At 46.6% G+C, this 20105-nt stretch carries 12 protein-coding genes; 5 read left to right on the forward strand and 7 right to left on the reverse strand.

The genetic code is table 11. From position 1 onward, the window contains the following. Nucleotides 1–40: 40 nt before the first annotated feature. Nucleotides 41–586, reverse strand: a complete 546-nt coding sequence (locus HPS55_RS01860) for a hypothetical protein (protein ID WP_172176632.1) — start codon at nt 584–586, stop codon at nt 41–43. Between the two features lie 579 nt (nt 587–1165). On the opposite strand from HPS55_RS01860, the gene HPS55_RS01865 reads away from it, so the two are divergent. The 5 genes from HPS55_RS01865 to HPS55_RS01885 all read left to right on the forward strand — a co-directional run bounded on the left by HPS55_RS01865 (nt 1166) and on the right by HPS55_RS01885 (nt 10692). Beyond that, nucleotides 1166–1606: a lytic transglycosylase domain-containing protein gene (locus tag HPS55_RS01865; protein ID WP_172176634.1), complete on the forward strand. Its 441-nt coding sequence runs from the start codon at nt 1166–1168 to the stop codon at nt 1604–1606. Between the two features lie 260 nt (nt 1607–1866). Beyond that, entirely contained in the window at nt 1867–2430 is a 564-nt protein-coding gene (locus HPS55_RS01870) for a LemA family protein (protein WP_172176636.1), read from the forward strand. 30 nt (nt 2431–2460) lie between these two features. Then, on the forward strand, nt 2461–3459 hold the full coding sequence (locus HPS55_RS01875) for a M48 family metallopeptidase (protein ID WP_172176638.1): 999 nt from the start codon (nt 2461–2463) through the stop codon (nt 3457–3459). A 363-nt stretch (nt 3460–3822) separates the two neighbouring features. Next, nucleotides 3823–6906, forward strand: a complete 3084-nt coding sequence (locus HPS55_RS01880) for a hypothetical protein (RefSeq protein WP_172176640.1) — start codon at nt 3823–3825, stop codon at nt 6904–6906. A gap of 93 nt (nt 6907–6999) precedes the next feature. Then, nucleotides 7000–10692 (forward strand): Omp28-related outer membrane protein, encoded by a 3693-nt coding sequence (locus HPS55_RS01885; RefSeq protein WP_172176642.1) that lies wholly within the window; start codon nt 7000–7002, stop codon nt 10690–10692. Between the two features lie 96 nt (nt 10693–10788). On the opposite strand, the gene HPS55_RS01890 is transcribed toward HPS55_RS01885, so the two are convergent. The 6 genes from HPS55_RS01890 to HPS55_RS01915 form a co-directional block, all read right to left on the reverse strand. Continuing rightward, a complete protein-coding gene (locus HPS55_RS01890) occupies nt 10789–13626 on the reverse strand; it encodes a sugar-binding domain-containing protein (RefSeq protein WP_172176644.1) in 2838 nt (945 codons plus the stop codon). Beyond that, nucleotides 13626–15647, reverse strand: coding sequence for a beta-galactosidase (locus HPS55_RS01895; protein WP_172176646.1), 2022 nt, complete (start codon nt 15645–15647; stop codon nt 13626–13628). The genes HPS55_RS01890 and HPS55_RS01895 overlap by 1 nt, the downstream gene beginning before the upstream one ends. A 261-nt stretch (nt 15648–15908) precedes the next feature. Continuing rightward, nucleotides 15909–16739, reverse strand: a complete 831-nt coding sequence (locus tag HPS55_RS01900) for an IS5 family transposase (protein WP_172176648.1) — start codon at nt 16737–16739, stop codon at nt 15909–15911. A gap of 661 nt (nt 16740–17400) precedes the next feature. After that, complete coding sequence (locus HPS55_RS01905; RefSeq protein ID WP_172176650.1) at nt 17401–17694, reverse strand: helix-turn-helix domain-containing protein; 294 nt, start codon at nt 17692–17694, stop codon at nt 17401–17403. Nucleotides 17695–17701: 7 nt separating this feature from the next. Then, nucleotides 17702–19258 carry an RNA-binding domain-containing protein gene (locus HPS55_RS01910; protein WP_172176652.1) on the reverse strand — a complete coding sequence of 519 codons (1557 nt, stop codon included), beginning with the start codon at nt 19256–19258 and terminating at the stop codon, nt 17702–17704. Between the two features lie 49 nt (nt 19259–19307). After that, nucleotides 19308–20096: a phospholipase D-like domain-containing protein gene (locus HPS55_RS01915; protein WP_172176654.1), complete on the reverse strand. Its 789-nt coding sequence runs from the start codon at nt 20094–20096 to the stop codon at nt 19308–19310. Between the last annotated feature and the right edge of the window lie 9 nt (nt 20097–20105).

Consider the following 20105-nt stretch of genomic DNA (forward strand, 5'->3'; position numbering starts at 1 on the left):
GAGCCGCCCAATCTCTTGAAGGCAGCTCCCTTTTGTCACGTTAAAGAGAGAGCACTACAAACCCGAAAATTCCTTTCCTCAACTTTAACTCTACTTTGCCACCTTGCCTTGCATGGTAATAAGTAGCGTGCGGCACTGATACTGTAGAGCGGGTACCGTCGTTAAATACCACTTCAAGACAATATTCATAGTATACACCGTCAGACACATATCGGTGCTTGCCCACACGGTGTGTCTTGCGGTGCGGCTCCATCGTCTTCTTCTCTACATAAACCTCCTCACTATACACACAACAACCGGGAAACGGCACGTAATAGTTAGCTATGACAAATAGCGATACCGACATCAATCCGGTGTAAATAGTATGCCACACCACCGTAAACCAGCCGCCGCTGTCGCAGTCGTCCACCCACGACCATCGCCGGCCCAACAGCGGCGACATTACCACCGCACCAATGCAAAACACAAAAACAAGCATCCAAACTGACATAACCGTCTTTTCGAAAAGCACATATGCAAGTGCACAAACAAACAATCCCGCTAATATCAGCGCAATCTCCATCTTATCTGAAAATCCTTTCTTCATAAAGGTTACTCTATAATTTCACATCCACAATATAAATCGAAGTCACTGAAACTTATTTCTATTGCCGATATACAGTTTATCGTATACAAAGGTAATCATTTAACTCAAATTACAATAATGCAAATGTCACCAAAACGCCCTGCATATCGCAGTTTCAATACAAGCCAAACAATTGTGTGAGAACAATAATGTTTACACAAAAGAGTGTTAAAATATTGATTATCAATAACGTGTAAAAAGTTGGTTTTGATACTTTTTCTATATTTTCTTTGGCCGGTTGGATAAATTTATGTAATTTTGCACCCGATAAATAACAGATGGCATTACAACGTCTCGTGGGGAGACGTGCCATGCATCCACGTTCTCGTAAAGCCAAACGGACATGATTAAACAGTTTTGAGACCAGTCCATGGTGATAGAACAGAAGATGATATATGACATAAACAGGAGTTTGACGCGAGCATTGATTGTGTTATCAATAGTCGTATCGGGGATGGCTGGCAGTATGCCCGAAACACCGGAAGGGATTTGGCAATACCTTAAGCGCAATAACATCCAAGCTCCATAAAACAAATTATAATGAGTAAAACAGCAAAGATTGTATGTTTAGGTTTATTATTCACAACAGTTCATTCCACGGCATTTGCCGGAAATAACGCGAATGAAGGTAAGGAATCTTTCGACTGGTCGCCGGTCATAGAAGCGATAATATCGGTTGAAAGCGACGGAAACCCAAACGCCGTAAGCGGCAATTCATGCGGAGCGATGCAGATTACCCCTATACTTGTAAAAGAGTGCAATCTCATACTGCAACGCAGAAAGATGAAGAAGAGATTTACGCTGCGCGACAGATTCAGTGTAGAAAAATCGAAAGAAATGTTTCTTATCATTCAATCATACCACAACCCTACAAACAATGTAGAGAAAGCCATCCGCTCATGGAACGGAGGTATGAGGTATAGTGTAAAGCGCACGCAGCGTTATTACAAAAAGGTGGTGAGCAGGATGAAGCAAGCCTAACGTTGAGTAGTCAAAAACAAAGAGGGTATCGGATTATTTAAAATTTGCTGCAACAAACTATACAATCGTCAACAAGATCAAGTGACGATATTGCAAGGTTCACGGTGATATAGCCATTACTGCCGAATGACAAACAGAGCCTGACGTAGTGAAAACAACACAAAGATACTGATAAAATCTTAAAAACAGCCTTTTGTTCAGACTTTAGCGTTATTTTTGCAGTATATTTAATCAATTACGAAATCAAAAAATTACAAATTATGACAACAGGCATTATCATTCTTATCGTTGTAGCAATCCTCGTGCTTTGGTGCGTTGGTATATACAACAATCTTGTGAAACTGAGAAACAACCGCGAAAACGCATTCGCCAACATTGACGTCCAGCTGAAACAGCGCCATGACCTTATTCCGCAGCTCGTAGCCACGGTCAAAGGCTATGCCTCGCATGAGAAAGAACTCCTCACACGTGTCACCGAGGCCCGCTCGGCAGCAATGGGTGCCACATCCATCAACGACAAGATACAAGCCGAAAATATGTTGAGCAGCGCCCTGTCCGGACTGAAAGTCTCACTCGAGGCATATCCCGACCTGAAAGCCAATCAGAACTTCCTGCAACTGCAAGGCGAGATATCCGACATAGAAAATAAGTTGGCCGCTTCACGCCGTTTCTTCAATTCGACGACTAAAGAACTCAACAATGCCGTACAGACTTTCCCGTCAAATATATTTGCAGGCATGTTCGGATTCCACCGAGAGCCCATGTTCGAAATACCGCAGGCAGACAGAGCCGCGATGGACAAAGCACCCGAAATCAACTTCTAAGCGATATTATATAAGTTCTGATCGTAGATTATGAAATACGTAGGAATGCATACCCAGGTAAGACGCAACAACATGATGAGCATTGTGCTGTTGCTACTGTTCCCATTGATTATACTGGGAACGATTTGGGTTTTTCTCGCGCTTGTAAATTATTTCGGTACATATTATTATGACGCACACGGCAATATGGTCAACGTATTCAATGCCGACATTGTCAACGGATACTTCCTTAGTGCCGTCCCATGGGTAGCGGGCGGAGTAATCATATGGTTTCTCATAGCCTATTTCTCTAACACATCGATGATTAGGCAGGCGACAGGAGCCCAACCGCTCGCAAGGCGAGACAACCCCAGAGTATATAATATTGTGGAGAATCTTTGCATGACATGTGGCATGGACATGCCGCAAATCAACATCATCGATGACCCGCAGCTAAATGCTTTTGCCAGCGGCATAGACCGTGGCAGCTATACCGTGACCGTGACAACGGGACTGCTACGACTACTCAACGACGATGAACTGACCGGCGTATTGGCTCATGAGCTCACACACATACGTAACCGCGATACCCGTCTGCTCATCGTCAGCATCATCTTCGTTGGTATCATCTCGGCCATAATGAGCATGGTTGTCAACATGATGTATCATGCCATGTGGTTTGGCAGCAACAGCCGCAACGAAGAAAAAGGAGGCGGACTATCGATACTGGCGATTATGCTTATAGGAGCCTTATGCAGTGGTGTTGCGTATTTCTTTACACTTCTCACCCGCTTTGCCATATCGCGCAAACGCGAGTACATGGCTGACGCAGGAGGTGCTGAACTATGCGGCAACCCTCTTGCACTGGCATCGGCTCTGCGTAAAATTTCGGGCAATCCCGGCCTCGGACATATCGGCCGCGACGATATAGCACAGATGTATATCATACATCCCAAAAATATGGCGCAAGGAGTGATGAGCTTTGCCAACTCACTTTTCAGTACTCATCCCAGCACAGAAAGCAGAATAAAGATACTGGAACAGTTCTGAACCAACCGCATGAAGATACATAATTGTATCAAAACCACTATAGCATTAGAGACGTGCCGGAAGCACATACTTTTCAGTGCTTTCGACACGTTATATTTATTATGTGTTGCTATAAAATACCACGATAACTATCCAACGACATTTCCGCTGAATAGTTATTTGTTTGACAATACAAGTGTAAAAAACGTTAAAATTATAAAAAGTACATATCATTAATCAAATAATTAGGTAATTTTGCACCGCCTCAGAAACTAATTATAGACATTTAATTCAGCAATATTTTTACACATAAAAAATCATAACAACATGCAAACAAAATTTTTACTAACAAAAAATTGGGCACTCAACATCCTAATGCTCATTATGTTTTCATTTATGGGCATCGGACAGGCCATAGCCGATGTTGTGGGTTCGGGATCAAAAGAAGATCCGTACGTGCTTGAAAACGGCACAACACTGACATTGAAAGCATACCAGTCTTTCTATGCCAAATTCACGGCCCCGGCTGACGGGATCTTCTCATTATATACAAAAGACAGCTATGCCCTATATACCGACGAGAGTTTCAGTCAGATTGACGAGTCGGCAAACATTACATTCAACGGAAGCTACAGTGAGACGGCATACTACTTTAACTGTAAAGCAGGTGTTACCTATTATATAGGAAACAGTTTTGTAATGGTCGGAGGTACGGTTACAGCCAAATTCAACACAGAGGCTGAACCATTGGTTCTGCGTGAAATATCACCTGAGGCCGGTTCTGTTTTCAATGCAGGCAAAGGAAGCGTAGAACTGACATTCAACCAAAAAGTCCAAATAGCTTCTGTTACTGTCAATGCTGGCACATCCTCAAAGACAATGTCAGCCAATGTAAATGGAGTATATGTATCTGTAGACGTAAAAGACTGGCTGAACCAAATGTATGATGAAGGTAAGGTCAAAGAAGGAAATGAGATCAGCTTCAAGTTCAAAGGCGTGGCCCCAACCATTTCTCCAAGCAAATTATACAACGGCAATGGAGAGTTGGACATTACATACACAGCAGGCAAGAAACCCCTGCAACTTGTAAGCAGTACCAACACCCCAATGAGCACTCCTGCCGTAACCACATTCAAGTCATTCTATACATCCGATGACAACCAAGGCATCGTAACACTGGAATTCAGTGACGAAGTGAACTTTTCGGAAGGCAACAAACCAACCGCAACCCTTACATATGGAAATATGGACCAAGATGCCGACGGCGAATACTACACAGAATCACTCCCCATACTTCCACTTGGAAGCAACATTTTAATGGTTAATCTCAAGGACAAGCTGCGCCGTGCACAGGACATGGTGACTTCCGGCACTGTTTACGACGGAATAACACTATCCATATCACACGTAAAGGATATGGACGGAAACTATGCCTATGGCTCGGGCTCCGGTGTACTCGGATCGTTCGCATTCAACTACAAACTATCTGAAATAAACTATACCGTTGATACAGACTGGGCACTACTTGACGCAACCGGCAATCCGACAAACAAAGACGTCATAGATTCAGACACCAAAAGCATAGAACTATGGATGAGCGAAAACGACGGTCAGATAACATTCAACGGAGTAGAATTCAAATATACCGAAAGCGGTACTGAAAAGGTCAAGACAATGACCCTCAGCGAGATTAAAGTTGACAACAATGGAAACGAAACAACAATAACAATCCCCGTTCCCAACATCGCAGCCGATGCCGGTAGCGACATCGCCATATCTCTCAAAGACGTGGAACGCCCCGACGGTATTACCACCAGTATCGATCCGGCCGCACTAAGCTATTTCACAAAAACATTCACAACAACAGGCATAACTGAAAGCAAATTCGACATTACAAGTGCCATATGGATGTATGAAGAGAATGAAGGCAATATTGTCGAAGTCAATATGATAAACGGTAATATCGGTGTACTGACAAGAGGCAGCAAATCTGTAATCAAAACCAACAAAGACAATGAGATTGGTTATGTAGAATGGGAAATCAGAGGCGTTGACAATCCTGATATGGAATATATCAGAGCTGGATATGTAGATACAACCATGACAGGCAAGTTGGTAGACGGCTTTACCATAGAATGGAGAGGAGAAGGCTTGACAGCCGGCAAAGACTACACTTTCACGCTTCAGGCATGGAAGAATGAAGCCGACAAAAACAGTGGTGCCGAGCCTAATGTAGGTGAAGCAATGTTCATCATACACGGTACAAAACAAGCCTACATTTACAGCGATGTTGTGATGAAGACTGATATAAGCCAGCCTATCAGACTTGCTTCTGCCAATGACAATTACCGTACCATCGAGTTCAGCGCTCCTGTAACGTTAAATGCCGTGGTAAACCTTGGCATGGGGACATCGGCAGATTGCACCGTTGAACCCTCGGCCGACCGTACTGCATGGACAGTCACAATACCTGAATATGTAATGTCACAATATGGAGAGTTCAGCGTGAATGTCTTTGCAAAAGATGACGAAGGGCGTGCAGTAAACAAGACTGAGAACGGACTGGGTATAATAATGGGGACAGAAGACAATACGTGGTTCCAGATTGATTTTGTCAGTGAGAGCCTTGCCCCGGACTTTACAGTAACACCGGCAAACGAATCAGTGCTCGAGAGTCTCAGCACCGTCACTTTCGGTTATGAAGGCAGTATCAGCATCAACTGGAACAACAGTGAGAAAATCACCATATATAACAGAACAACACGTGAGAAGATAGCAGAGTTCAGCGGTGATGACGTCGTGTTGGATGAAGATCCGGATGACTATTGGGCTCCAATACTCTCATGCCACATCACACTTCCCGAGCCTGTCACTGCTATTGGAGTCTACGATGTAAATGTTCCTGCCGGTTTCTTCGTTCTTGGTGAGCAGTTCGACAGTAACTTAAGTAAGGCAACAAGCATAGTATACGAAATAAAGGAACCGGTTGAGCCGTTCGGAATAGAAATAAGCCCTACTGCCGGATTGGTAAGCGAGATTCCGTCAAAACTCATAGTAACGGTAACGGACAGAAGCAGTTGTAACTTTACTGCCAACCCCACATTGACCGACAATACCGGTAACAGCTATCCCGTACACAACGATTTCGACTGGGGTATCCCGGAAATGAACAAGTTCGTCATCATTCTTGACAACGGAGCCATCACGGCTGACGGAATATACACACTCACTATTCCTGCCGGCTCGATTATAGGTGACGACGAGACAGACCTCAACAAGGAAGACTTTGTATTCATATATACAATCAATCTGGCCGGAATCACAGAACTCGTCAACAATGAGGGCGGAAAGGTTGACGTATACACTCTCAAAGGAACATTGTTGATGAAAGACGCCGATGCATCAGCAGTAAACAAGCTGGCAAAAGGCATGTACATAATCAATGGTAAAAAAGTGTTCATAAGATAAGACCTAAATTGTCACAATGACATCCGACAACGGCTCACATTTTCGTGTGAGCCATTGTCGGTTAAATGAAATACCAACTAAAAAGAAGAAACAATGAGAAAAAACAAGCTGAAAACATTTCTTTTGGCTGTCATTGGAATCTCATCATTCGCCTGCGTAACATTACATGCACAGAATGTGACAGAGCCCAAAATGACTCTTTACGATTTTAAAGACCAGTCTATGATCTACTCATTGTCCGACAACGGACAATGGGCTGTATCTTACGGAACAAGCCCTACAGACGCCTCGCGCTACACCAACGCCCGACGTACAAACGTTAAGACTAAAGAGTCTGACATACTTGGACTCGACGGTGACGAGACCATCCCGCTGCAATGCCAGGCCAATGATGTGGCCGACGATGGCACTGTCGTAGGAGCATATCATGACCAACCCGCCATATGGACCAAGGCCGGTGGTTGGAAATATCTGCCTATACCTAAAGGATGGACAACAGGTTTTGCCTCCGCCGTAACACCCGACGGACATTATGCCGTCGGCCGTATGTTCAGTTACTCCGGCAATGCGGAAAACTATGGAGAATATCCCATGCTTTGGGACCTCACCACAATGCAGATCACCGAGACTCCCGGGTACCCCACTGTCGGTTCCGCCGGTGAAAAAGCAAGAATGATACGTTACGACGCCATATCTTCCGACAGCCGCTACATAACCGGTATTGTAGACTTCAGCTACACATGGAATACTCTGCATTTCATTTACGACCGTCAGAATGAAAGCTACACAACGATGGGCTTCAACACAGACGGTACACCGTGGACTGAAGGACTGCTTGGCGTAGAAGGCACACTAAGTCCTAACGGCAAATGGTTTGGCGGTACAGCATTTATCCAAAATGCCACCAATCCCAACGATGAATATTCCGTACCATGCCGTTACAATATGGAAACGAACGAATTTGAAATGTTCAATGAATTGGAGGCCAGAGATTATGGAAGTATCACTATAGACAATACAGGAACCATATATTCCGCCACCCCGAGCAGCACTCCCATACGTTCCGTATATATACGTGCCGGCAAGTTCTGGTATGCGCTCGATGAACTTATGAGCCAGAGTTACGGTATCGACTTCTATGGCAAAACCGGTCTCGACAACACTGGTACCATAATGAGTGTATCGGCCGACGGCAAAGTAATAACAGCCTTTCCGGACCCTTACAAAAGTTACATTCTTGAACTTGACGAGACACTAACCGATGCAGCAGGAAGAGTAAACCTGCTCAACAACTACACTGTCACCCCGGCCAACGGAGCTTCATTCTCACAGATGAAGGATGTAAGCATAAAATTTTCCCGTGACATAAAGATTCTTGGCAAAACAAGTGACATCAAGTTCACTGATGACAGCGGAGCCTCTGTAGGGCGAATAATAACATTCGCTGTCTCACCGTCATCATCAAAGACAGCCCGCATAGCTTTCCGCACCCTCAATCTCACAGCAGGAAAGAAATATACTCTCACGATACCAGCCGGAACAATAGCTCTGAGTGCAGACGAGACACGCCTCAACGATGAGATAGTAATTACATATACAGGCCGTGGTACAGAGCCTGTGAAAGTAGTCACTGCCGTTCCTGAATCCGGCAGCGCCCTGTCACAACTCAACGTGACTACAAATCCGATACTCCTTACGTTCGATACCAACATATCGTTGACCGAAAATGCTGCGGCCACCCTCTACCGTGACGGCAGCGATGACATCGTTTCACCGCTTAGTGTGGCCGTAAAGGACAACCAGATGCTCATATATCCCGAGACAACACAGTATCTCTATCTCAATACCAACTACAAAGTCGTACTCAACGCCGGTTCCGTGACCGATGTCAACGGCGGCAATGCCAATGAACGCTACGAAATAATGTACGAAGGCATTTATGAGCGCATCGTAGTAGCAGACGACACGTTGATATACAAGGAAGATTTCGCAAACGGAGTCGGGGGTATGATGCTTTACGACGGGGACGGAAACATACCCAATGAAGAAATGAAAGACTACGATTTCTATTACAACAATACACCTCAACCTTGGGTTCCCGTACGCGAAAGCAGGGAGTCAGACGATTACTCAGCTGCCTCCACATCCGCATACAGCCCTGCCGGAAAGTCCGACGACTGGATGGTCACTCCCCAGATATACATCCCCGATGCCAAATGCCGACTCGAATTCAACGGCCAAGGCTTCCGCAAGTACAAGCAAGACAAACTTAAGGTTATCGTCTACGCAAGCGACAAAGTGCTCAACTATTTCTCAAAGGACAATGCCGATGAGTTCCGTGCCGATGGCAATGTTATAATGGACGAGATTCTTTCCCCGGGCAATAGCGAAGACAACCTGTCAAATGAATGGACCACATATTCATTCAAACTTGACAAGTATGCAGGCAAAAATATCTACGTGGCCTTCATCAACGAAAACGAGGACCAAAGCATCGTATTCGTTGACAACATCAAAGTTGTCCGCGACAACGGATTCCTCACCGCACTGACATCAGCAACAACCGTAGTCGGCCAAAACAGCCATAAGATAGAAGGCCGTGTGACGGCCAATTCCGAGACCGAAACATACACCACGGCTAATATAAAGTTGCTCGATTCTGAAAAGAATGTTGTCGACGAGATATCCGAGAACGGCCTGTCACTGAAGAAAGGTGACCGTTACGATTTCGCGTTTGCCAAAAACCTACCCCTCACCATTGGTGAGATCAACGTTTTCTACATCCGCGTACAACTCGACGAAAAATTTGACACCATCAGCTATGCTATCAAAGACCTTGCATTCCAACCGACAAAACGCGTAATAGTGGAAGAAATGACCGGTCAGGATTGTGGCAACTGCCCCCGCGGACACCTTGCATGGGAGAACTTGGAACGTGTCTATGGCGATCGTGTCATCCTTGCCGGCTACCACGTATACACAGGCGACATATATGAAAGCGGTATGTCTTCATATGTCAACCAGTTCTTAGGATTGGCAGGAGCACCGTCGGCCAAGGTACAACGCGGTGAAACAATAGGTTCACCCACATACGCCAGCATCACGGCAGGACGTACATCCTACAGCTTTACATCACCGCTTGGCGACTGTTGGTTTGACCTCGTACAGAAAGAGTTCGACACCGATGCCGATGCCAACCTTGACGTCATTGCATACTTCGACGAGGCCACTCAAAAGGTAAAGGCAACAGCCTCAGCCAAATTTGCAATGAACATCAGCAAACAGAATATCGGTCTGTTTATCATCGTGACAGAGGATGGCCTGCCTGGTTTCCAACATAATTATCACTACAACGACGATGCCGACGGCCTTGGAGAATGGGGCAAGGGCGGCACGCTCGGCCAAGAGTATGTTGTATATACGCATAACGATGTGGCACGTGCACAGGTTGGTTCATACTATGGCACAACTGGCTACATTCCGTCAACCATTGCCAGCAACGAGACTTACACTGCCAACATTGAATTTGCCAAACCAGCAGTCAATGAGATTTACAACAGCAATGTAATCTGCATGATGATCAATGCCAATACCGGCGCAGTAATCAATGTGGCCAAGTCCAAGATTGCCAAAGCCTCAGGTATAGAAGGCATAACAACCTCCGGTACGGATGCCACAGAAAAGATACGTTACAACGCTGCCGGACAGATTATCACAGCTCCTGTCAAAGGCCTCAACATCATACGTATGGGCGATGGCAGCATACGCAAGGTGGTAGTGAAATAATATTTCCCATCTGCCGACAAGCATATAAAAAAATGACTCCGGATATTTCGGAGTCATTTTTTTATATGCTTGTCGGCAGATGGTCAGTTTATCATACTATTTCAACACAGGCTTCAATTCGTCCGGCGAATCCTTGGTAAACATAATCACCGCCGGTGCCTGCTTCTCAAACAAATCCGTTATTATCCGTGAGTCCAGTGTCAACGTCGGGCGGAAGTCTTCTCCCGACATATATTCCACTATCGCACGACGCATGCAGCGGGCCACCACTCTACGGTCAAGGTCATTGCTGATGTCCATTGTCGTCATCAGCAGACGACCACCCAGCACATTAGCTTCTATCATCATTCCCAACTTTCGACTCACGTGCCATGTGTCAATAGGCTGCACGGGCGGTTGATAACCGAAGGGGAACTCACGCAGATTCATGACCTGAGCCTTGTTCACCAATTCCCACCAGTTGATATTGGTCCAGTTGTCCGTAGGGAAGTTCTTGAACAGCGGATGACGGGTATCAATCGTGGCACCCGTAGTATGCGGCGGACGCATCTTAAACCAGCTCGTGTTCCAGAATACAGGCAGATAAGTCTGCTTCACATCGCTGCCCATACGCACCTTTCCCGCAGCCAAGATGAGCACCCGCCCACCCTTCTTCAACACCTCCACAGCCTTGTCATCAAGCGTGTCTGTAATGTGTATGCCGTCGGTCGCGGGCATTTCCACCTTGGCGGGATACACCCAAAAGTCCCAGCAGTTCTCGGCTTTTGGTCCGTTGCCGCCCTTCACCGTTACGGTGAGCATGAGTTTTGAGGGAGCCGTGAGTGCAGCGAGATCAAAATGAACGGCGCCAAGTTCATTGTTCTTGCCCACAGGTATGTCACCACCGGCAAGCACTCCGCCGGCAATTCGCTTTCCGTCCATCGTGATGGAATATTCGGCCTTTGTGCCGCGCAGTGTCTCACGATAGGCATTGTACAGCTCTACCGGCACATCGAGTATCTCGTCGTTGGTATACACAAACTTGGGGAAGCGTGCCAACGGTACCACGGGAGCACAGAAGCGTCTCCACTCCTCAGCCGTACAATAGCCCTTATCGCGCCAGAACACGTTGAGCACACCGACAAGCGCCGTGCCCTGACCGCTGTAATCGTTGAGCCCGAGCAACTGGAAGCCCGCATAGTCGCGTGTTCGTAGGTTGCGCTCTATCTCATATTTGTACGCCAAAGTCTGCAAACGGCCGCTCGCCATGAGGAATTTCTCCGCCTGGGAAGCCATTCCGCCGTCGCGCAGCAGGTCACGGAATATCTCGAAATTGCCTGCACGATATGCTCCGGTGTACTGTTCTATCTCGCGGAAATCGGGAAAAGCGCACCACTGTCCCTGCTCGTGGGCCAATATGGGCGTGTCGTTCACGTCGTCATTGCTTTTCGGCTTGAAGTTGCGCGGCTGCAACAGCTGGTCATAATAGTCATCCGCAGACTGCGGTGCACGCCGATCCCAGTCAAGTCCACGCGCTCCACCCTTGACATGATACTCACTTCCGCTGTCCCATGCCCAGCCGCCGCCCACCGAAGCACCGCAATACACACGGCGGCGGTCGCCCGTCTTCTGCCAGTCGGCCACAAAACGGTTAGTCCACTTCACCCAGTCGCCCGCCGGCTCGTTGCCTGCCGCCAGCATGCAGAACGACGGATGGTTGCCATATTCGCGCACCATACGCTGCGTCTCCTCCATCAGATAGCGGTCGATGGTCATTCCTCGTCCCAGCCTCACGCCGTGGTTGGGCCAAGACGGCCCCTCGGGCTGCAGATAGAATCCCACCTTGTCGGCCGCCGCAAAAGCAGCCTCTGGCGGACAGTAGGAGTGGAATCTCATCATGTTAAGACCGTACTCCTTGCACTTGCGGAATATCCTCAGCCATGACTCTTCGTCGGTGGGCGGATAGCCCGTCAGCGGAAAACAGCAGTTGCCCACCGTGCCGCGCATCCATATCTTGCGTCCGTTCATGTAGAATTGGCGTCCGCTTATGCTTATCTCGCGCATACCGAACGTTGTCGACACAGTGTCGCCGTCCATCACCGTCTGCAGCGTGTAGAGATTAGGCTCGAACTCGTCCCACAGCTTCACATCGTCGCCCATCGGTATCACCACCGTAGCAGTGTCGCCGGCAAGTTTCACGCGCTTCACGCGACGTCCGTCAAGCAGGAAATCCACCGGCTTACCCTTGCCGCGTCCCGTCAGCGCCACCTGCACGCGTATGCTCTTGTCACCGATGTTGGGGAACACCTGCACGTTGCCGATGTGCCGAACGGGACGGGCCACAAGTTCCATGCGGCCCACAATACCGTTCCAACATCCCTGCGTCTGGTCGGTCACGCTGTGCGAGTCCTGCCCAACACACACGTTCTCTATACCATTATATATACGTATGGCAATCTCGTTGCTGCCACCGAAGTCGATATACGGCGTGATGTCAAACTCATGTGGCACGCTCAGCGACGAGTCGCGGCCCGCTACCTTGCCGTTGACGTAAACAGTGGTCTCTATGTGCGGGCGCTCCAGATGCAGTGTCACGCTGCGTCCGCGCCAGCCGCGGGGCACGTCTACCGTACGGCGATACCATGCCGTGCCCACATAATGCTTCGACGGAGTGAGAAAGAACGGAAATTTCATCTGCCCCTCCACACGATATTTCTCCATGGCGGGGTTGAAAAAGTACGACGAATCGTACAGACTGCTTACCCACTTCGTGCGCACCGTCACATCGTTGCCCTTGCCGTTGGTGAGCATCGAGCCGGGCAGCGTAATTTTGTCACCATACTCCTGCTTGTCGCCCATGTTGAAATCCCACTCACCCGACAGACTGACAGTCTGTCCGTATGCTGCCGCACCAACCATGGCGGGCAGCATCATAGTCAGTATTCTCTTTCTCATTACCATATGTTTTCTGCCTTTATACTCATCACTTCCTCACCTTCCTTGTCCACTTTTGCCTCGCGCGGGAAGTACACCGGCATGTTCTTCTGAAGCGGAAGCACACGCATCTCCAGGCGACGGCAGCCCTCGGACAGACGCCACAGGCCGTAGAGGAACGGCCGGCCGTTGTAGAAGTTGTCGGCCACCAGCCGTCCGTCGGCATACAATCGGGCCACATCGCCGCGATACTCTATGTTGAGCATGCGTCCGTCGCGCTCGGCCGGTATGTCTATGGCGTACACGGCGGCGTTGTCAAAGTCGGCATCGGTGGGCTCTTCGGCCACCTTCTGCACGCCTATTGTTATCTCGCGCAGCGGCCCGGCCTCCTTTTCCTTCCTGTATGTCACGTTCTGCGGTGCCGGTGCGGAGGGCTCCTCGTCAAGGAACAGGCGGCCGGCAGTCTCAGAGTCGAGCAGATAGATATTGCCGTAGACGGGACGTTGCAGTCCTCGGGCTTTGACATTGCGAAGCACGCGGCCGTCAACGCATATTTCCGTAGGCACGCCCGGTATCTGCTCCATATATATCTTGCCGTCGCGGCGGGCCAAAAGCTGCGCCGTGGCGTAACGTATGCCGTCGATGTTGACGGGGAAGATGCAGGCCGTACCGGCCGGGATGGTCATCGGGCGCTTGGGGAACTTCACACCGCACACGTCGAACTGCACACCGCTCTTGGCTGTGAGGTTCTGCAGGCGCTCGTAGTTGTTGACAAAAACGAAACCGCTGTCACCCAGCGAGCGGTACGCCCATCGCAACTGCGAGTCGTCGCCCTTCCTGATATCCTGCGGTGCGGGAAACGAGGCATCCATCGGAGCCAGAGTCTCGGCATAGTCGTTCATGAAGAGGTGCAGCTTGCGCAGAGTGTAATAGTGTGGATAACGCTGACCGAACTCGCCCAGCGGAGCCTGAAAGTCGTAGGTCTTCACGGGAAGATCGTTGTGGTTGGTGCCCGGTGTGCGTTGGTTCTCGTTGAGATAGCCGATACCCTCGGGATTAGTTCCGCCATGATACATGTAGTAGCCCAGCAGGTTGCTGCCGCTGCCCAATTTGACAATGGCCAGCGAATAGGCATCTTCGGGATAGATATAAGGACGGCGGTGATAAGAAGTCATCATTCCTCCACCCAGTTCGCAAGTGAAGTAAGGATACTGCTCGTCGCCCTTGGTGAGCCGCTCGCGCTGTTCGCCGAGCTGCTCGGTGGCGATGGCGGTGCTACTGCGGAACGCCTTGAAATTGAAAGCCTTGTAGTAGTTGCCGGACGTTTCTTTGGTCGAACGGTCCCAAAATCCGTCGGCATAGTCTCCATAGAGCGGCAGCATCTCGCCGAAAGGCACAGGACGGTTCAGCTCGGGCCATCCGGTGCGGGTATAGAACGGCAGGTCGTAGCCTATGGGCTGTGCCATACGCTTCAGCGCCATCAGGTAGTTGCCATTGCGCTGCTCGTTGTCAAACTGCACGGCAATGACCGGTCCGCCGTCTTTCCACTGCAGGCCCTGCACCTGAGCGAATATCTGGCGGTAGAGCGCGGCCGTGTATTTCATGAAAACGGCGTTGTTGTCGCGCGTCTTGCAGCCCTTTGTAAACACCCAGTCAGGTATGCCGCCGCAACGCGCCTCACCGTGACAGAACGGCCCTATTCGCAGCACCACAGGCATTTCAGCCGCGCGGCACACCTCGAGAAAGCGGCGCAGATCACGCTGTCCGCTCCAATTGAATATGCCCTCCTGCTCCTCCACATGATTCCAGAACACGTAGTTGGCCACGATGGTAACTCCGCCGTCCTTCATCTTCTTTACTTCCCTCTCCCACTCGTCCACGGGTATGCGCGAGTAGTGTATCTCGCCCATAACGGGCACCACTCTCCGGCCGTCGATTATCAGACTGCGCGAGTCCCAACGCACATCGGGAACCTGCGCCTTCACCGTCGTCGTGCTGAGCATGGCTGCACAGGCGATGGTCATAATTCTCGTAAGTTTCATTTTGTTTGTTTCTTTAAGTAGTTATATTGTTATCAGTAATATGCGGTTATTCTTTGCAAAGATACACATAAAAACCACATTATAAGATGGATAAACACACAAAATTAGATGGATATTTCTTTTGTCGGGGACGGACGGTACGTTCATATCAGGCAGTGGGAATGGCGCAACACGAAAAAGAATCTTTGATAATACAAACTTTCAGCAAAAAAATAAAACAAAAGAGGATTCCTTTGACATATTTATATGAAGTTGTTTAAACTAATTTGATTTGTGAAATTTTTTAAGAAAAATAACGATAAATGCAATGAAATTCCATCCTTTCCAGCTGGAAACGGTGGTGTCGAAGCGTGTCAGAACCGCTTTGAAACCATCCATCCATGCATTTGTTCTTTCTATTTTCCATCTTTCCCTATACATTTTCTCATCGAAAAGCCTTTTCTCTGTCTTTTCCCATCCGTTTCTTGGATTCGGGCAGACATTGGATATGATTCCATGAGAATCAAGGGCTCGTCTGAGTTCCTTGCCATCGAAGCCGGCATCGAGATCGCAGAAAAGACCATCCACCGGAATGTCGGAGGCCTTGAGCTGCCCGACAATCTCATCTATTCTGTTCTCTATATCATAGAGGTCGGCATGATTGCCGGACTGAGGTTCGGACATCTCCAACGGTATTCCCTGATTGTCGGTAAAAAAGAGGGCATTTGTCGTGCTTCTCTTCTTCCTTCCCTGATACTCAACCTTTTCACCGCCACGATATGCAGGAGTATGGGACCCGTCAATATGGGAAAGCGACAGATCAAGGCTCTTCTTCCCTTTGCTGAGAATCCTGGAATATACCGCCTGCCATTCATCATTAGTACTCCATTTGCGGTAATGATGGAAGACTGTGTTCCAGCTCGGAATCTCACCGCTGAAGAGATGGCCCATTGGAAGAAGCCGCCACTGGCAACCACTTTTCAACTTGTAGAGGATGGCGTTGACAATCTCCACAAGATCGAATTTGGTGATAAATCCCTTCTTTGCAACAGAAAGATGTGGCATAATTTCAGATTTTATTGTATCTTTGTCGAGTACAGCGTATTTTGTCATTGGTACGGTATATTAGAGTGTGGTAACTATAATATAGTGCGTACTTTGAGGAATGCGCTGTATTTTAATTATTTTACAGAATCATTAACATCTCAAAATAAGTTTAAACAACTTCATTTAATTAATGTTAAATCAAACCATAAAATCATGTTTTGTCAGTCAAACAAAACAGAAGCTAAGACAAAAGTGTTACCTTTGTAACGTCTACATACCGAAAGCCCCGATGGGCAGAGGTTGGGCAGACATATACATAATAAAAGGCGTATCTGACGCTTTGGTTTTGACGATTCGTGAACTTCGCAAACTCATCTGTCAGTCAAGAACAAAGCGACAAAGGACATCTCATGGGTGTATTGTATACAGCCCTCATTGGCTGTGTTTGCATTTTGCATTCGTTGCCAAGAATGGGTATTTATATACTTACACATAGTGGGGCTTTCGGCGTTGCTCGTTTCGACTGACAGGGCAATGCGAAAGCCTACGAATCGTGGAACGGGTAACAGACTGACTCCACGCTTTGAACCAGTATATGTTTTATAAGTATCTGTAAATCAAAAGAAACTTTATGGCATTAAGCGTAAATGATACCATAAAGTTCCCATTATCTGCAAAAAATCAATCTTGCGTTGTTTATATCAGAAGATGAATAGTTTGCTGCAAATTAGCGATTAACATCCAGTAACTCATCTTTTGCTGTTTCAATGGCTGTAAGTTTCAAATCCTCTTCACCCTCTAAATCGCTTAGAATTTTATCAGCAAGCCAAAGGGTGAGCATTTCCTTTTCATCCACTTTGAAGTATGTTGCCATTTGAATTACTTGACTTCTCTTTGCTCGCCTATCCCCACGTTCAATCTTGCTGAACATGGGGGTGTCTATTTCTAAGTATGCAGCCACTTGACGCTGCAATATCCCTTGTTCGTCTCTTAGAGACCTTATCTTGTTTCCTAATAACATATCCGTTTTATTCTTTGTCTAATATTACGATTTCCCAATAGCCTCCAAATCTACCACCTGTTCGTTTAATTTTGCCTAATTCACGAAGTTTACGTATTTGCTTCTCAACTCCTCGTGAAGACATATTCAATTGCATTGCGATTTCAGCGGCTGTTATATGTGGGTCTTGTTTTATAATATCTATAATCAAGTCCTTTGTTTCCGAACTTCTTTCCGAACTTTTCGTTTTTGTTTCCGAACCTCTTTCCGAACCAAGTATGTCTGTTTCCGAACTGTTGCTATTCGTTTCCGAACTTTCACGACATCCTTCATGAACAGGAATAGTAACCAAGAACGTCAAGCGGTCATCTGTAGTTTCAAAGATGGCACGTGGTGAACCATTCTCTGCTAACTTTGTTTGTATTGTTGGAACACCAGTTGAGCGACCCTCTGTAAGGTCAAGCTCTTTTAAGAAATCACCCAAACGACGGTTGCGATAGCGACGGCTTTTTAGCATATCGCCCTTTTCTATATCCTCCTTGGAGATACTTCTGTCAGGTCCAGGACAATTGAGTATAGAGATTCCGCTTGGTTCAATGGTAATCTCTATTGGTTCATGCTGCAAGAAATCTCTGTGATATACAGAGTTTACAACTGCTTCCTCAATAGCATCGTATGGATAGTTCCAAAAACGTTCTGCCTCCTGCCTACCGGAAATCTTACGCACATGCTCTTTGAGTACATTGCTCTTGATGTAATCCATTGTCTGTTTTATCATCTGCGGAACACTGCCTTTGAATGTAACTTCTGTGAAATTGTTTGGATCATTCTTCTTTCCGTTAGGGAATGTCACTACATCAATCTGAGTGTAAGGGAAGAACTTGCTTGGATTCTCGCAGAACATCATGGCTGCCACATTGCGAAGCAAACGGTTTTCTTTTGGTCCTGTGTACAGTTCCATTTGGTCAAGTATGGTGGAAAGCGGAGTCGTTATCACATCATCAGCCAGTTTGCTACCCACTTTGACAAGATAATCACGAAGAAGCACCAGAGAAATATCTTCCAACTGGATGTCGCTATTGCCTCGTTCATCAAAAGGCACACGATTAGCCAACTCTCGCAATTCAACGAGAACTTCACCTCTTGCCTCAATGCTACTTGTGCCACTACGGATATAAAAATATTCTTTCGTACCTTTTGCAGTTACATTTACAGGTACAGAATATGGACGGTAACTACCAGCTGGACACCAAATTACAATTACTTGTTTGCTGTCCACCTCTTCCACGGAGGTACGAGGCAAATAGTATGGAGCCATTTTGTTATTGTACGCAACCATCTCCTGCAATATGCCATCAATCTTTTCCAATGGAACTCCTTCTACAGGACGAATTGCCATTCCTGTCTTATCGTCAGTATCTACACCAACGATGATATATCCACCACCAAGGTCATCAAAGTCATTGGCAAAAGCACATATACTATGATAAATACTTCCCGGATTCCAACCTTTCTTAAACTCAATGCGGTTAGATTCAATCTTCTGCTTGTTAAGCAGGTCGTTTATGTTTATTGCGAGTGCCATTTTACTATATTAAGAACCACTTTATTATTCTTTGAAAACGTAGACGATTTCAATCTCTTGGAGTTATTAAATCTCTAAATTTTACGGAATAATCAGATGCAGTGCTATTATCTTCTATTATAGAAATATTCTCTTCATTTCTGAATTCTGCATTATTTGTCCAATTATATGAGCCTGTTATTACAATTTGGTTGTCTATAACACAAAATTTATTATGCATAATTCCTCCATGTTTTGATCTTATACGATACAGGGGAACTTCTTTTAAATTAACTCCATATTTATTATTGACCCCATCGTCATATATTGCAACTTTTACGTCCAATCCTTCTTGACGTTTCTCAATAAGTTTTTCTGCAATTAATTCATTGGTAAACCATGCCATAACAACAATTATAGAAACTCTTGCTTTATCTAATTCAGATAATATGTTGTTTTGAATATCTAAAAAATGAGCATTGATTTCTGCTTGTTTATTGTTATGATTATCTTTTTTGATATCGCCTAATAATATATATTGATTATCTTGATAAATAACATTGTATCCTTCTAACTTTATTTGGTCGTTAACGCAATCTATAATATCAGGATATTCTGATACAATTTGTACAATTATATCTCCAAGACAAGTGGTATTGTTGAACTTGGTAAACCGCGCTTTGATATATTCTACTTTAGAAGGCCTCTGTAAATTCCTTTTGCCAATGTCTGGTAAACCAATTTCATCATACACATCCTTTGCCCCATATTTATCAAATAGAGCAACCCATTCTTTGCCAGTCTTTAAATCTTTGATGTTTTTTGCTAATTCTTGAATAGCATATTCTGTAATATTCATTGTATTCTC

It is taken from the genome of Xylanibacter rodentium (genome assembly GCF_013166575.1).
In the GTDB taxonomy this organism is placed as follows: Bacteria; Bacteroidota; Bacteroidia; order Bacteroidales; family Bacteroidaceae; genus Prevotella; species Prevotella rodentium.